Genomic DNA, 15775 nt, shown 5'->3' on the forward strand with positions numbered 1-15775 from the left:
GTTTCCCAACTGATATCAACTGTGGAGCCTAAATGAGCCGACTTCCCGCGACCATTGTTATTTTGCCGGTTTTTTCTTAATTGGTAAGTTATTTCTTTTATGGGGAATACTTCTACCTGATATCGCCGCCGACCTGAATATGTCTGAGGTCGTCAGTGGTGCTTTGTTCTCGCTGTTTTCGGTGGGCATGATGTTAGGTGCCGTAATTGGCGGTAAATACGCCAGTCGCTTCGAGTACATGCCGCTATTAGCGACCCTGTTTAGCATGAATACGGGGCTTCTGCTTTTAGTCTCAGTACTGTCATCTTGGCAATGGTTTCTGGTGTTAGCTGTTTTGATTGGGGTGGTAAGCTCAACGATCTTTACCATAGGTCACACACTAATCGCGCGGATGTACGCTGAAAAGCGCTTTACTATGATGGGCTTAATGGACTTCATGTTCAGCTTAGGTACGTTTGCTGCGTCGTTTTTTGTAACACTGTTATATCTTATTGAACAAAACTGGCGATTGCCTATTCAAGTAGTGGCTGGCGTGATGATCATTCTATCGTGCTATACCTATATCGCTGCGCGGTCGCAGGCAAAAGTTCTCAAAGGTCAGCCGAAACAGCCTAAGAAAACCTTGGCATTTGGTTCCATCATCAAACAGCCCGTTTTTATATTTCTAGCCTTACTCACATTTGGCTATGGCGCGGTAGAGTTTGGTAACGCTAACTGGTTTGTGAGCTATGCGCAAAACGGCTTAGGCTTTAGCGGTGAACAGTCGCGTAATCTACTCGCATGCTTTACCGCAGGTATGGTTATAAGTCGCCTGACCTTTCCATTTCTGCTTCGCTTTGTGTCACTCCATCGCATGATAGTGCTTATGGCTACCGCTTCCCTTGCTGGTGTCTTTGCGCTCAAGCTGATGCCAACTTTCTATGGCATAGGCGCGGGTAATTTATTGCTAGGTTTAGGATTAGGTGGGCTTTTCCCGCTTGCACTGTCTGCGGCAATGAATATCGACAGCGACAACGGCCCTGTGCTTTCTGGCATTGCGATTATCGGCAATTCTACCGGGGTGCAGGTCGCTTCTTTTTCTACCGGGCTTTGGGCTAACTTTGTACCGCTTACCACGGCATTTTGGGTGATCCCGATAGGGGGTTGTGTGCTTTGGCTAGCTTCTTATGGTTACAGCAGAAAGATAAAGTACCACAAAGACCCCGTAGGCTGAGCGCTCTGAGAAGGCTGAGAAGCCTAAGAAAGCAGGGAAAGCTGGCTTAGTGCGAACAAACATTTCTAGCCGGTATGCATAGCGCTACAAATTAACGGTGTAACGCTGCGCTATTTCTTTTCTGGCAGTTCAGATAGGTATGGCAGGTAAAACTCGGCAACCAGTCCTTGCTGCGGGTGGTTTCTAAGCGACACTTCGCCGTCATGGGCCTCTACAATTCTTCGAATAATGGCAAGTCCCAAGCCAGAGCCTGACGAGTTACGCGCTTTGTCACCTTGCGCAAACGGCATGAAAACACTGTTTAATTCTTCTTCTGGAATACCTCGCCCGAAATCACGCACTTTGCAGTACACACGCTTTTCGTGACGGTTATAGAAACTGCTAATGGCGATTTCATCAGAGCCGTATTTGAAGGCATTTTCGATGAGGTTATCGATGACTCGCTTCATTGCAATACGCCGCAGCGATAATGGCGGGATGGCGTTAAGCTTTAATTCAATATGATGTTTATCATCCAAGTGCCTTGCTTGCACCAGCTCTGCAATAATCGCGTTTAAATCGGTTTCTTGGGTCATTTCTTCGGTGTCGTAACGTGCATAGTCAATGAACTGGTCGATGATAGCGTTCATGTCCTCTATGTCGTTCACAATGCCGTCTTTTATCCAATCCTGATCATCTGGCAGCATTTCTGATGCAAGGCGAATGCGAGTAAGCGGCGTGCGCAAGTCGTGAGAAATACCTGCGGTCATGATATTACGGTCGTTCTCTAGCTGCTTTATGCCCTGATTCATACGGTTAAAAGCGCGAGTAACCTGGATCATTTCCGTGCTGCCTTGTTCGCGAAGCGGCGCAGGATGCTCACCTTTACCCACGGCAATTGCTGCTTTTTGTAAGGCTGATAAGGGCCGCGTCATACGCCTTACAAACAGCCAGCCACCCGCTACGCTCAATATCCCAATCACCATTAAATACATAGTCAGTGGGGAGATATTTGCTTCGTTTAACCCCGAAATGGGGATAGAAATCCAGGTGTCTGGGTAGCGATTAAGAGATATCCACACAATGTAAGGCGCGTTTTCGTCGCTTGCTTGTGAGGTTGTGCTAATGCGCACATCGGCAAGTTGTCTTAGCTGTTCACTAACCTGCGTTGATATATAGCTGTAATAAACCGCGCTTTCTAGACCGTTCTCTCTCGCTACGCTTTCATCAAATACTTGAACCTGCGTTTGCTGAAAGTAGCTGTCACGAGTTTCTTGATTAGTCACCAGTAAATCGTTAGCCAGTACCGACTTTACTTGTGTGGCCAATAAGCTATTAATTTGCTGGTAGCTAGGATGAATAAAGTAATAGGTGACCGAGATGTAGGACACAATTTGGTTTATGAGCAACAACACGCCAATAAGCATGACGGTTTGACCAAATGCACTTTTGGGAATTAAACGCATAACATGCCGTCGCTGTGAGAAATGAGCCAGTGTCTGTAATGACAGTATGTGAACGCGTAGTTAGCCGTCATGAATACATACTTCACTAGCGAACTGGCTAAGGCGGTAGCATCCGCCGTATCCATCATAGGTGCTAAACTTGTTCGCCATCAGGCACGAATACGTAGCCCAATCCCCACACAGTTTGAATGTAGCGCGGGTTGGCTGGGTCGTCCTCGAGCATTCTCCGAAGGCGAGAAACTTGAACATCAATACTGCGTTCTAGGGCGCTGTAGTCTCGGCCTCGCGCTAAGTTCATCAGCTTGTCTCGTGACAATGGCTCGCGGGGGTGAGTAACCAAAGACTTCAATACTGCAAACTCGCCGCTTGTCAGAGTGAGCGGCGTATCGCCTGCTGTCATCTCTCGGGTGGCGAGATTAAGTTTGTAATTGCCAAACTCCACAATTTGCACGTCTTTAGACGGCGCGCCCGGCGCTTCGCTGCTGCGCCTGCGCAATACTGCTTTAGCGCGGGCTAAAAGCTCGCGCGGGTTAAATGGCTTTGGCAAATAATCATCTGCACCCATTTCAAGGCCAATAATGCGGTCAACTTCATCGCCCTTTGCGGTAAGCATAATAATGGGCATGTCGTTCTCTTGCTGACGCAGACGGCGACAAATAGATAAACCATCTTCGCCAGGTAGCATAAGATCTAAAACCATAAGGTGAAAATTCTCGCGCTCAAGCAACCTATCCATTTGCTCTGCATTAGCGGCACTGCGAACTTGATAGCCTTGTTCTAGCAAGTAGCGCTCTAATAGGCTTCGCAGACGCATGTCATCATCGACAACGAGAATTTTAGAGGTTTCCTGACCCATACTCATACCTTTTGTTTTACGTTTGTTTCACTATAACCACAAGATGTGAAATACAAAAGCGACAAAAGCGTAAAAGATAGCGCATGTTTGTTACAAATAGTGTCTAAAGCGGGTACGGCCCCATGTTGCTATGTAACGCTAATCAAAGTAACGCTAATCAAAAGTAGCGATATTAAGGGCTTTAGTATTTGCCGTGCCGTTAAGTGTCTCCAGATATAACTGTGTTATAGCATTAGTGCCCTGGTGCGACTGTTCGAAGAACTGATCGCTGACTTTTAAGGCGAAGCGCTGCCATGCACCCGCGTATTTCGCTAAAAAGGTCTCATGCCCCCATTCCCCTTGGCGCAGTTTTACACGTGCTGGTGCGAAGAAAATCTCTGCATTAAGCAGTTTGGGGTTGGGCTTTTCTTCGGCTTTCCAATCTGTTGCACCAATTAGCGTTACCTCGCTTAAACTATCGCCAAGCAGCTCGCTAAGGTTATTAATTAGCGTGCCGTTAGCCGCGAAATCAAGAAGCCAGTAGCGTGAATCGCTTTTGTCACTCGTAAGCGCATTAAGATCATCATAGCTATACACTGCATCGTAGCAGTCAGACGCTTTGACCATATCCACATTAGACTGAGAGGTTAACCCAACCACTTGATAGCTTGCGTTTCGTGACCCTTTTTGGTCTTTAAGCAGTTGCGCTGTACCCAACGCGGTTTTACTTGAAGCGCTAGATAGCAGTAAGGTTTTACCCTTTGCTTTCTCTGCCACGTAGTCATCAAGCACAAACGAGGTCATATAAAGAGGCCTGAAATTTAGCTGCCATGCCTCACGGTCTTTGTTGTAGCCAGGGTCCGCTGCACAGCGTAGGTATTGGTCGTAAACGGGGCTAATGCTTTTGCGTTGTTCGTGAATGTCAGAAAAGCCATGAGATGCCACTTTACCAGCCTTTATCACCCAGTGGCTCGCCATAGGAAGGTAACCAAACACTTTCTCACCTTCGCGAATATCAGGGTGGTTCGAGGCTTTGACTGTGGCAAAGCCCCAAACAGGTACTATTCCGAAGCCGTTTGGGTTATCACCATTGTCATCACTTTGTGGTGGAAAGAAACCCCAATAACCCATTTTAAAACCCAGCGCCGCATAGGTGATGTTATTGGCAGAAAAGCCGAAGCTATCGGTCTCAAGCAATACTTCGTCTTGCTGTAAATCGCTTACGTTTATATCGCAGTGAACAACTTTCGTGTTAGAAAGGTCTTGCTGATCTATCCAAATCTGCTGGCTTTGAAATGTAGTCATAATAGATGCCCGACGGTCATAGAACTGGGTTAAAAAGCTTAGTCAAAAAAAGCTAAGCAGTTAAAAACCTAGACTGACGCAGAGGAATAGCCATTACGACTTAATGTTTTAAATATATGCCTATAGAAGTGGTGTATATAACCTGAGGCTACTCGTCGGTATTAAGCCAATCCATCTGATGGCCGGCTCTTCGCTTTTTATTTAAAATATCTTCAAGCAGCGGAGTTAGGATAAGTTCCATTGCCAACGCAATTTTACCACCTGGCACCACTAGCGTATTGATACGCGACATAAATGAACCGTCAATCATTTGAAGCAAGTAAGGATAGTCGACATTCTTCATCTCTCGTCTGAAGCGTACTACAACAAAGCTTTCATCTTGGGTGGGAATTTCCCTAGCGCTGAAAGGGTTCGAGGTATCAACGGTCGGTACGCGCTGAAAGTTAACGTGGGTGCGAGAAAACTGCGGCGTAATATAGTGGAAGTAATCGTCTAGGCCGCGAACAATACTGCTCATAACGGCTTCACGAGAATGACCGCGGTCAGTGGTATCGCGCACAATTTTTTGAATCCACTCTAGGTTTACAATCGGCACCATGCCAACCAGCAAGTCTACGTGCTTTGCGACGTCATTTTCTTCAGTTTTTACGCCGCCATGTAGACCTTCATAAAACAGCAAATCAGTGTTTTGAGGTAAATCTTGCCATGGTGTAAAGGTCCCCGGCATCTGGTTAAAAGGAACGGCTTCATCGAAGGTGTGAAGGTATTGCCTAAACTGCCCCGTACCCGAACTACCATATTCCCTAAAAAGCGTTTCCAGTAACTCAAAGTCGTTGGCTTTAGGGCCAAAATAGCTGATATGTCTGCCTTGTTCTTGGGCTTTACGAATTTCTACTTCCATTTCTGGGCGAGTGAAACGATGGAAACTATCACCGCCAACTACTGCAGCATTAACATTTAAGTTCCTGAAAATATGGCGAATAGCATTGGTCGTGGTAGTAGTACCCGCGCCAGAAGAACCTGTTATAGCAATAATAGGGTGTTTGACAGACATAGGAATTCTTTTTAGAAATGACGGGTACTAGTTATAAGCTGATGCGCGACAAGAATCAAGGGGACGACTACCTGCATATTATCGAATTTCGGGCGTGAATTTGCGTGTGAGCCTACATGTAATCACCTTTTACGTCCTTCGTGATGATGCTGCAACAAACGGACAATTAATTTTGCTTCTTCTTCATCTAAATCAAGTAACGCTCGTACGTGGTCTAAATGATGGATGTCATGCTCACTCAATTTTCCATCGTCTAACACACTTTGCACTGTATCTTTGAACCGATCACGCTTTAACTGCATTTGGGTGGTGTAGCTTGAAGATAAAATACCCGCTGGTAAGGCGTAAAAGCATATGCCCATGATGGTTATAAGTCCACCAAATACCTTGCCTAATGCTGTAACGGGAACGGCATCACCATAACCCACGGTAGTTAGCGTGACCAGTGCCCACCATAAAGATGCTGGAATACTGCTGAAAACGTTGGGTTGCGCAGCATGTTCGATATAGTAAATGCAGGTGGCGGCGATAACAGTGAAAAGCAGAAGTACGCTAATAGCTGCGATGAGGCTATGCGACTCGTTGCGCAATACGGTGATAAGGGTTTGCATTGAACGGGAATAGCGACCAATTTTCAAAATTCGAAGTACTCTGAAAACCCGTAATATACGTAAATCAAATGCCACGAAAACGCTTAAGTAAAAAGGTAGGATCGCCATTAAATCCACCAGTGCCATAGGACTTTTTATATAAGCCCAACGCTTTTGCCATGCCGTCGTTTTTTCTAGGGAAGTGCCGTTAGCTTGGGAAATACGGTGAGGTGCAGATGCACTGCTGTAAACGCGAAGTATGTATTCAACAGTGAAAATAAGTACCGAAACGACCTCAATGATATGCAATTCATGCTGCCAAATGGTGGGAATACCCGGTACGGTTTCTAGCATCATGGCCGCTACATTTACGATGATCAGCGCAATAAGCAATATATCAAACAACTTGCTACGTTTTTTGTATTCGTGAGCTTCGCTAGCGGGGGCAAGAATGTGATAGCACGCGTTTCGAAATGACATAGCTAAATTTATGATTTAAGAATTAACCTTGTTATATCAATAACGGAGATGAATTGGTAATCCTTCTGACAAAGAGAGGCGTTACTGTGCAGCTTTTCAAACGCAGTAGGGCTTAAAACATGTTAGTTTAAATGTCAGGAAGGCAAACTAAGAGCGTATTCAATTGAAAAGTACTAAACCCCTAGTATCAGCATTCACCTCTACATTACTTGTCGCTATGCTTGCCCCGGCAGCACAGGCGAAGCCGGACAGTGTTATGTTTACCGCGAATGCCCCCGTTATAGATGGCGTAGCAAATGATGCTGCATGGAAAGAAGGTGATTGGCACGACATGACCTCGCTGATGTGGGGCACCAAGCCCGAGCCCGGTGACTTTTCTGGTAGATACAAACTACGCTGGGATAAAAAGGCCTTGTACCTTTTAGCAGAAATAGAAGACGACCACCTCTCAGATACCTATGCCAACCCGCTTGAGCGATATTGGGATGATGATTGCCTAGAAATCTTTATTGATGCGGATGCCTCTGGTGGCGATCACTTTAATAACTACAACGCGTTCGCTTATCACTTAGCGCTAGACAACCAAGTTGTTGATATTGGTCCGAATGAAGCGGGTGAAGCCGTGCCGCAGCTGTATAACAATCACGTTGAAAACAAATGGCAGCGAGATATATCGGCGCCTCATAAGATTTATTGGGAAGCGGCTGTGCGTGTATTTGACGATAGTTATCAGCATGGAAAAGACAACTCACCATTAACCTTAAAAGAAGATATGGCGCTGGGCTTTATGTTGGCCTACTGTGACGCCGATGGCGGTGACAGAGAACACTTTTTAGGCTCTCATGACATTACTCCGGTAAACGGTGATAAAAACCTGGGGTTTAAGGATGCGTCTGTATTTGGGGAAATTGTGCTACAGCACAAAGGCGCTACAAACAAAAAGTAGCGCGCTTTATTGGTATGCGGGCTCTGCCACTGTTGTTTATTTTAGCATCCATTCATGATCAGGGTCGTTGTGGAATACCCACTCACGCTTAGGACCTGCCATTACGTTTAGATAATAAAGATCGTAACCGTGGGGAGCGCCAACGGGATGATAGCCCTTGGGAACCATTACAACACTGTTATGCTCAACGCTGATTGTCTCATCAATGCTTCTATCGTCGGTATACACTCGCTGAAAGGCAAAGCCTTGCTGAGGGTTTAGCTTATGATAATACGTTTCTTCCAGCGCGCTCTCGCAAGGCAGTGAGTCGGTATCGTGCTTGTGTGGGGGGTAGCTGGACCAGTGACCATTTGGGGTTATCACTTCAGTAATCAAAAGTTTTTCCGCCATAACATTGTTCATCATGATGTTGCGAATATGGCGGGTATTGGTGCCTGACCCTCTCACTGAAACTTCACAATCTTCTGGTTTTATTAGCCTTGAAGATAATTCACCCTTAGCTGGAGCACTGCAGAGTGCGACCTCAGCATCATTCAATGCGGTTACCGTAATGGTATCTTTAGGGGGAACGTAAACGGCAAAAGGGGCTTTATCTTCGAAAACGGATTCCCTATCCCCTATATTCAAAAATGTCTCATCACGGGTTTTGATGTCAACACGGCCGCTGACTACCACTGCGCATACTTCATTGCCGGCGGTATCAAAGTTTCGTGTGTCGCCTGCTTTTAGCAAAACGACGTCAAAGCCCACGTAGCGCCAATTCGCCGAGGCTGGCGTGATATGTTGAATACGTCCTTGAACATCTGGAGCGGAAGGTCGACTGTGTAAATGTGACATAAGTAAGTGGCCGTTAGTTAGATTGGTGAATAAGACCAAGCATAAGCGCTTGAATAATATTGGTGCTTACATTGAGCGAGCGAAATGAGTGTATTTCTGCTTCTTTCACTTTAATGTAAATGTCGGCGTGTTCAGCTAAAGGGCTAACGCTACTATCGGTCATAGCGATAACTGCGATTCCTTTACTTTTAGCATAATTTACCGCATCTAAGGTTTCTTGCGCGTAGGGTGCAAAACTAATAGCGAATAGCACGTCATCAGGACCCAGAAGGTTGAGCTGGGCAATATCCATATGACCGGCGCCATCGAGCAGGTGGGCCCGACGCCCTATGTTGTTAAGAAGATAGCTGAAATAGCTGGCTGTCGGAAATGACCTTCTCGCCCCTTGGATATGAATGATATTCGCCTTGTGAAGCGCAGAGATAGCGTCATTTAGCACCTGCTCATCTACTGAATTACATAAATTTTCGAGGGCGTGTGTGTTGGCAATAACAATTTGCTTCAACCAACTAAGTCCGCACTTCTTATCGTGAGTCGCAGGTTCCTCTTGTACCGACTTTATACGGCTCTCATAGTCTGGTGAGCTGACCATGAGCTTGTCTTTGAAGAGCTGCTGCATATCGCTAAACCCTTCAAACCCAAAGGCGTGAGCAAAACGAACCAAAGTGGAGGCATGCACGCCCGCGGCTTTTGCAATACTGGCTACGGTACCAAATGCAATCGCATTCGGGTTGTCCAAAACGTAGCGGGCAACTTCCTGCAATCGCTTACTGAGCGATGAATACTGGCTTTCAATATGTTGTTCGAGTTCGGTTTGTGTTTCAGTCATTGCTTCACATTCGCTTTTAGGTACGCCTGTTCTATGCCAAATAATAGAACAAATAAAATAAATATTCCAACAATTGATTAAATGGAAAATATGTTCTATTTTAATTTGGCGTTTATTTTGAACAGATGAGAAGAGAGCCACCGTGTCACAAACAATATCTAAAACGTTGGATGTCATATGTCTTGGTAGAGCATCCGTCGACTTATACGGACAACAAATTGGCAATAGGCTGCAGGATATATCCTCTTTTGCCAAATCATTAGGAGGTTCGTCTTGTAACATTTGCTTTGGAGCGGCGCGTTTGGGGTTGCGTGCCTCAATGCTTACCAGGGTCGGCGATGAGCAATTTGGAGAGTTTATTCGAGAAGAACTCGAAAGCGCCGGCGTAGACACGAGTCACGTAGTCACAGATCCAGAAAGACTGACGGCACTCGCTATTCTCTCAATCAAAACGAAAGAAGCGTTTCCACTGCTCTTTTACAGAACAGATTGTGCTGATATGGCTATAGATGAAAGCGATTTCGACGAAGCTTATATTGCCTCATCCAAAGCGTTACTGATTACAGGTACGCATTTTTCGACACCGCATGTGGATAGTGTGGCCCGAAAGGCGATTGAGTATGCTCGACGTAATAACACCAAGGTTATTTTAGATATTGATTATCGTCCGGTACTTTGGGGGCTTACGCGTCCCGGTGAAGGCGATAACCGATTTGTGTCTAATACTGATGTGACTAAGCACCTTCAGTCAATTATTCCATTATGTGACCTAATTGTTGGCACGGAAGAAGAGGTACATATTGCGGGCGGCTCAACCGACACCATAGACGCGTTAAAGACTGTACGCGCGAAAAGTGATGCTGAAATTGTCCTTAAACGAGGAGCGCAAGGATGCTCGATTTTCGATAGGGAGATCCCTAATCATATTGACGATGCGTTTTTTGCTGGAGGTGTTAGAGTCGATGTGCTCAATGTTTTGGGTGCCGGTGATGCATTTATGGCTGGCTTTCTTCGTGGCTGGATTAAAGAAGAGGGGTATGAAAAGGCCTGTTCATACGCCAATGCATCTGGCGCGTTAGTTGTATCCCGTCATGGTTGTGCACCTGCCATTCCTACGCCAGAAGAGCTTGACTACTATATTGCTAATCAGCATGACATTGAACGGCCAGATTTAGATCCTGAGCTTAACTATCTGCATCGCGTTACCACGCGTAAGCCCGCGACGTGGGATGAACTATGTATTTTAGCGTTCGACCACCGCCAGCAATTTGTAGATATGGCAAATGATGTGGGGGCAGACGTCACCCTTATTCCCACACTAAAACAACATATTCTTGCCTCGCTAAACGGCGTGGCAAATAGCGGCACTGTGCTCAACCAGGTGGGTGTGCTCATTGACGACACGTTTGGTCAAGACGCACTTAACGATGTTACAGGCCAGCGCTGGTGGATAGGTAGACCGGTGGAAGTGCCTACGTCTCGTCCCATTGAGTTAGAGGGAGGGCGATCTATAGGCTCAAGGTTGGTGTCGTGGCCTAAAGAACATATTGTAAAATGCTTAATTTTTATGCATCCCGATGATGAGCAAACAATGTGGGACGCCCAAAGTCGACAAATTAAAGAGCTTTATGATGCGGTCTGTGTAAGTGGCCATGAGTTGCTTTTAGAGATTATTCCTCCGAAAAACATGCCTTGCGACGACGACACAGTCGTGCGGTGTATGGAAAATGTGTACGACTTAGGTGTGCGTCCTGATTGGTGGAAGCTGCCGACGCCAACCCGTGGCGCATGGCAAGCTATCTCTTCACTGATCGAGACCCGGGCTCCGCACTGTAGAGGTGTGATTTTACTGGGCTTGGACGCACCAATTGAACAACTTGCCAAAGGTTTTGAAGACAGTGCTCATTTCCCCCTATGTCGAGGCTTTGCCGTGGGACGTTCTATCTTTGCTAAAGCAAGTCGAGCGTGGTTAGCAGGGGAGATTGATGACGACAGTCTAAAAGCTGAAATAGCGAGCAATTACTTAACTTTGGTTAAAGCCTGGAATAAGCGTAAGGATACTTAACATGCAGTATGTTCGATTAACCGCCGCGCAGGCGCTGGTAAAGTTTTTTAGCCAGCAATACATCGTTCACAACAACGAAGAGGTGCCGATTTTTGGCGGCGCGTTTGCGATTTTTGGTCATGGTAACGTCAGCCGGCTTAGGCGAGGCTCTTTACCACGCGCAAGACAGCATACCTACGTTTCGTGCTCACAACGAGCAGGGCATGGCCCATACTGCAATTGCGTATGCTAAAGCAAATTTCCGCAAGCGCATGATGATGTGTACGTCTTCAATTGGGCCTGGAGCCACGAATATGGTAACCGCAGCTGCGCTTGCCCATGCCAATCGCCTTCCTGTGTTATTGGTTCCCGGCGACACGTTTGCAAACCGAAAGCCAGACCCTGTACTTCAACAAATAGAACACTTTACTGATCCTGGAGTGACGGCGAATGATTGCTTCAAACCAGTAAGCCGGTATTTCGACCGCATTCATCGCCCTGAACAACTGATCCATTCAATGCCCGTAGCAATGCAGACACTCTTGGACCCGGTGAACTCTGGCCCTGTTACTCTCGCTTTTCCGCAAGATGTACAGACCGAAGCATTCGACTATCCAGAAAGTCTGTTTGTAAAGAAAGTGCATAGTTTACGGCGAGTAAGCGCGCATCAGGATGAATTAGCACATGCACTTAGCGCACTTCAATGCGCTGAAAAGCCTCTCATCATCGCCGGTGGCGGAGTGCTTTACTCTGAGGCCACAGAAGTGCTGTCTGACTTTGCGCATGCCCATCAAATCCCGGTCGCAGAAACCCAGGCTGGAAAAGGGGCGTTGCCGTGGGAGCATCCTTGTGCAGTAGGCGGTATCGGTGTAACGGGGTCAGCTGCTGCAAATCAGCTAGCCCAAGAGGCTGATGTGGTGCTGGCAATAGGGACCCGTTTACAGGATTTCACGACGGAGTCGCGAACATTGTTGGAGAGTCACCAAAAAATGTTAATTCAGCTGAACGTAGGTGTGTTCGACGCTGAAAAGCACAACGCTCAACCGTTAGTTGGCGACGCGCGAACCGTGATAATGCAACTATCTGAGGGTCTTACGCCCGTTCCACTGTTTAAAGACTGGCTCAATCGTGCAAAAGTGTTAAACGCCCAATGGCAAAGCATGTATGACAACGTCACAGCAGATACGGGCACAGAACTGCCCTCTGATGCACAAGTGCTAGGTGCTATCAAACGGCAAAGTAACACAAGCGATGTCATTGTTTGTGCTGCCGGCGGTCTACCTGGAGAGCTTCACAAGCTATGGCGAGCTGAGGGACCGGGCTCGTACCATGTGGAATATGGCTTCTCTTGCATGGGCTATGAGATAGCGGGTGGCTTGGGCGTAAAAATGGCCACGCCAAAGCGCGAGGTGTTTGTGGTGGTAGGTGATGGTTCTTACATGATGATGAACTCTGAACTGGCGACGTCAATCATGCTTGAACAAAAAATCACCGTCATTCTGCTCGACAACCGAGGTTTCGGCTGCATTAACCGCCTTCAACAAGGTACCGGGAACGCACCTTTCAACAACCTTTTAGAAAACTGTGCGGGTAATCCCGACGCAATGCACATCGACTTTGCTGCACACGCCAGTGCAATGGGGGCGCACGGCATTAGTGTGTCCAGTGTTGGCGAGCTAGAGTCTGCGCTAGAAAAAGCGCGCAGTAATACAAAAAGTACCCTGATTTCACTTAATACCGACCCGCATATAAGTACTGATAATGGCAGCTGGTGGGACGTTGCTATACCTGAGATCTCACAGTGTGAGTCGGTAAATCAAGCACATAAAGAATACAAAGGTGCTCAGTCTAAGCAACCTTATTAATTTTGAAGACTTACGTCTTAGAGGGACATCATGCAAACACTTGGTAATTTTATAAACGGTAATAACGTAGAAAGCCAGAGCGGACGAGTGGGGGCAGTTTACGACCCCGCCACGGGAGAGCAGACTAAGCAAGTATGCCTTTCCAGTGCACAAGAGACAACACAAGCGATTACTGCCGCACATGATGCGCTGGCAGAATGGAGTGCGGTAACGCCGTTGAACCGTTCTCGCGTGATGTTTAAGTTCAAAGCGCTGCTGGAAGAAAATAAAGATGAACTGGCGCTGCTTATCACGTCAGAGCATGGAAAAGTTTTTTCGGATGCGCAGGGAGAGCTAACCCGAGGCATAGAGGTGGTGGAATTCGCGTGTGGTATTCCACATTTGCTCAAGGGCGAGCAGTCAATGAACGTTGGCCGTGGTGTGGACAGTTTCTCATTAATGCAGCCGGTGGGTGTCTGCGCGGGAATTGCGCCCTTCAATTTCCCCGCGATGGTACCACTTTGGATGTTCCCAGTAGCGCTAGCGTGCGGTAATACGTTTGTGATGAAGCCTTCCGAAAAAGATCCTAGCGTACCGTTAAAGCTGGCCGAGCTTTTAAAAGAGGCGGGCTTGCCAGACGGTGTATTCAATGTTGTAAATGGCGATAAAGAATCAGTTGACGTGTTGCTCAGCGATCCTAGAGTGCAAGCGGTTAGCTTTGTAGGTTCTACGCCTATCGCTGAATATGTATACAAGACGGGGAGTGAGAACGGAAAACGCGTGCAGGCACTCGGTGGTGCTAAAAATCATATGGTAGTGATGCCAGATGCTGACCTTGATTTAGTCAGTGGTTCTTTAATGGGCGCTGCTTATGGCTCTGCGGGTGAACGCTGCATGGCGATTTCTGTGGCCGTATGTGTGGGCGACGAAGCAGCGGATGCACTGATAGAAAAGCTAGAAACGGAAATAGCGAATATGCGCGTTGGTGCAGGGCATGGCGAAGGTGAGGAACCACATATGGGGCCTCTAATCAGCCGTCAGCATGCTGATAAGGTGCTGTCTTATATTGAGACAGGAATCAAGGAGGGGGCTCGTTTGGTCAGCGATGGGCGCGACTTTACCGTAACTGGAAACGAGCAAGGCTATTTTGTGGGCCCCACCCTATTTGATAATGTGACGCCAGGCATGCGTGTGTATCAGGAGGAAATATTTGGTCCTGTACTTAGTATAGTGCGCGTAAATACCTTCGAAGAAGCGCTTAAACTTGTTAATGAACACGAATACGGAAACGGTACCTCGATATTTACGGGAAATGGTGAGGCTGCCCATATGTATACGCATCAGGTGCAAGTGGGTATGGTTGGCGTGAATGTACCCATTCCTGTGCCTATGGCGTTTCACAGTTTTGGCGGATGGAAACGCTCAATATTTGGTCCTCTAAATATGCACGGCCCAGATGGCGTTCGGTTCTACACTAAGATGAAAACGGTGACTGCTCGCTGGCCTAAGGGCCAACAAAACATCAATCATTACACTATGCCAACAATGAAATAGCGCTAGCGTTAAAGACCCTTAATACGAAATTTTAAAAAATAAAGGCATTCACTATGGTGAATGCCTTTTGTTTTTATATTTTTTTATCGACTGAGTGGGAATGTTGCAAAAAAATAATCTGGCACATTACCATCAATTGGAAAAAAGTAAGTTACCGCTTACTTAAGCGAGGCAATAAGATCCGGTAGCGCTCTCATATCGCTGAACGAAGACACATTGGGTAAAGAAACGGGTTCGTTGAATGTGTTGTAGAAGAAGGTTTTCATTTTTGCTGCACTACCCGCCTTTATACCCGCCATGCTGTCTTCTATCACTACACATTCAGACGGCATTACCCCTAGCCTTTTCGCTACGCTTAAATAAATATCTGGGCTTGGCTTGTACGCGCCGATGTCGTATGCGCTGTAAATATGTGGGCCAAAATAGTGGTGCAAGTGACAAAGCCCTAATGCATGGTCTATTTTTTCTTTAGGGCCATTCGATACCACCGCTTTTTCGTAGTCTAGCTGTTCAAGAGCATCAACAACCCCATCGATAGGTTTAAGGTTCGCTTCGAATAAATTGGCGACGCGAGCCCGGTAGTCTTTTAAAAAGTGTGCAGGAATAGTGATGTCATGCGATGTGGCAATATCGTTGAGTACCTCCGACATCTTGCCGCCTCGATATCGCTTCATCAACTGATGCGCATCAAGCTTGAGCCCCATAGTGGCAAACTGCTGAGCTAAGCCAAGGTTGCACAGGTATTCGCTATCTACCAGTGTGCCGTCACTATCAAAAAGCAAACACTTTATGGTCATGC

The 15775-nt window shown here is 46.8% G+C and carries 12 protein-coding genes and 1 pseudogene; 5 read left to right on the forward strand and 8 right to left on the reverse strand.

Going from position 1 to position 15775, the window contains the following annotated elements; all coding sequences use genetic code 11:
* Positions 1 to 32: 32 nt before the first annotated feature.
* A pseudogene (locus tag ACXACS_RS02425) lies at positions 33 to 1213 on the forward strand (MFS transporter).
* Positions 1214 to 1323: 110 nt separating this feature from the next.
* Here the strand turns inward: ACXACS_RS02425 and envZ are convergent.
* From envZ to ACXACS_RS02450, 5 genes are all read right to left on the reverse strand, one after another.
* Complete coding sequence (gene envZ / locus ACXACS_RS02430) at positions 1324 to 2658, reverse strand: two-component system sensor histidine kinase EnvZ (RefSeq protein ID WP_474803633.1); 1335 nt, start codon at positions 2656 to 2658, stop codon at positions 1324 to 1326.
* 133 nt (positions 2659 to 2791) lie between these two features.
* Positions 2792 to 3514, reverse strand: a complete 723-nt coding sequence (gene ompR, locus ACXACS_RS02435) for an osmolarity response regulator transcription factor OmpR (RefSeq protein ID WP_118491268.1) — start codon at positions 3512 to 3514, stop codon at positions 2792 to 2794.
* 153 nt (positions 3515 to 3667) lie between these two features.
* Complete coding sequence (locus ACXACS_RS02440; RefSeq protein ID WP_474803638.1) at positions 3668 to 4798, reverse strand: DUF2855 family protein; 1131 nt, start codon at positions 4796 to 4798, stop codon at positions 3668 to 3670.
* A 148-nt stretch (positions 4799 to 4946) separates the two neighbouring features.
* On the reverse strand, positions 4947 to 5852 hold the full coding sequence (locus ACXACS_RS02445; RefSeq protein WP_474803640.1) for a phosphoribulokinase: 906 nt from the start codon (positions 5850 to 5852) through the stop codon (positions 4947 to 4949).
* A gap of 122 nt (positions 5853 to 5974) precedes the next feature.
* Positions 5975 to 6922, reverse strand: a complete 948-nt coding sequence (locus ACXACS_RS02450; protein WP_474803642.1) for an ion transporter — start codon at positions 6920 to 6922, stop codon at positions 5975 to 5977.
* A gap of 163 nt (positions 6923 to 7085) precedes the next feature.
* Here ACXACS_RS02450 and ACXACS_RS02455 point away from each other — a divergent pair, with 163 nt between their 5' ends.
* Positions 7086 to 7868 (forward strand): sugar-binding protein, encoded by a 783-nt coding sequence (locus ACXACS_RS02455; RefSeq protein ID WP_474803644.1) that lies wholly within the window; start codon positions 7086 to 7088, stop codon positions 7866 to 7868.
* 36 nt (positions 7869 to 7904) lie between these two features.
* Here ACXACS_RS02455 and iolB read toward each other — a convergent pair whose 3' ends face one another.
* Positions 7905 to 8705, reverse strand: coding sequence for a 5-deoxy-glucuronate isomerase (gene iolB, locus ACXACS_RS02460; protein WP_474803646.1), 801 nt, complete (start codon positions 8703 to 8705; stop codon positions 7905 to 7907).
* A gap of 13 nt (positions 8706 to 8718) precedes the next feature.
* Positions 8719 to 9534 (reverse strand): MurR/RpiR family transcriptional regulator, encoded by an 816-nt coding sequence (locus tag ACXACS_RS02465; RefSeq protein ID WP_474803648.1) that lies wholly within the window; start codon positions 9532 to 9534, stop codon positions 8719 to 8721.
* Positions 9535 to 9676: 142 nt separating this feature from the next.
* On the opposite strand from ACXACS_RS02465, the gene ACXACS_RS02470 reads away from it, so the two are divergent.
* From ACXACS_RS02470 to ACXACS_RS02480, 3 genes are all read left to right on the forward strand, one after another.
* Complete coding sequence (locus ACXACS_RS02470; RefSeq protein ID WP_474803650.1) at positions 9677 to 11599, forward strand: bifunctional 5-dehydro-2-deoxygluconokinase/5-dehydro-2-deoxyphosphogluconate aldolase; 1923 nt, start codon at positions 9677 to 9679, stop codon at positions 11597 to 11599.
* 92 nt (positions 11600 to 11691) lie between these two features.
* Complete coding sequence (gene iolD / locus ACXACS_RS02475) at positions 11692 to 13443, forward strand: 3D-(3,5/4)-trihydroxycyclohexane-1,2-dione acylhydrolase (decyclizing) (RefSeq protein WP_474803653.1); 1752 nt, start codon at positions 11692 to 11694, stop codon at positions 13441 to 13443.
* A 30-nt stretch (positions 13444 to 13473) separates the two neighbouring features.
* Entirely contained in the window at positions 13474 to 14976 is a 1503-nt protein-coding gene (locus ACXACS_RS02480; protein WP_474803656.1) for a CoA-acylating methylmalonate-semialdehyde dehydrogenase, read from the forward strand.
* Between the two features lie 158 nt (positions 14977 to 15134).
* Here ACXACS_RS02480 and ACXACS_RS02485 read toward each other — a convergent pair whose 3' ends face one another.
* Complete coding sequence (locus tag ACXACS_RS02485) at positions 15135 to 15773, reverse strand: HAD-IA family hydrolase (RefSeq protein WP_474803659.1); 639 nt, start codon at positions 15771 to 15773, stop codon at positions 15135 to 15137.
* Positions 15774 to 15775 lie beyond the last annotated feature (2 nt).

It is taken from the genome of Alteromonas sp. AWM4_230, from assembly GCF_056158305.1.

Bases quoted from the DNA above. Each gene is read 5' to 3' on its own strand.
- envZ (WP_474803633.1), bottom strand. From the start codon at position 2,658: ATGCGTTTAATTCCCAAAAGTGCATTTGGTCAAACCGTCATGCTTATT.
- ACXACS_RS02440 (WP_474803638.1), bottom strand. From the start codon at position 4,798: ATGACTACATTTCAAAGCCAGCAGATTTGGATAGATCAGCAAGACCTT.
- ACXACS_RS02445 (WP_474803640.1), bottom strand. From the start codon at position 5,852: ATGTCTGTCAAACACCCTATTATTGCTATAACAGGTTCTTCTGGCGCG.
- ACXACS_RS02485 (WP_474803659.1), bottom strand. From the start codon at position 15,773: ATGACCATAAAGTGTTTGCTTTTTGATAGTGACGGCACACTGGTAGAT.
- ACXACS_RS02480 (WP_474803656.1), top strand. From the start codon at position 13,474: ATGCAAACACTTGGTAATTTTATAAACGGTAATAACGTAGAAAGCCAG.
- ACXACS_RS02465 (WP_474803648.1), bottom strand. From the start codon at position 9,534: ATGACTGAAACACAAACCGAACTCGAACAACATATTGAAAGCCAGTAT.
- ompR (WP_118491268.1), bottom strand. From the start codon at position 3,514: ATGGGTCAGGAAACCTCTAAAATTCTCGTTGTCGATGATGACATGCGT.
- ACXACS_RS02450 (WP_474803642.1), bottom strand. From the start codon at position 6,922: ATGTCATTTCGAAACGCGTGCTATCACATTCTTGCCCCCGCTAGCGAA.
- iolB (WP_474803646.1), bottom strand. From the start codon at position 8,705: ATGTCACATTTACACAGTCGACCTTCCGCTCCAGATGTTCAAGGACGT.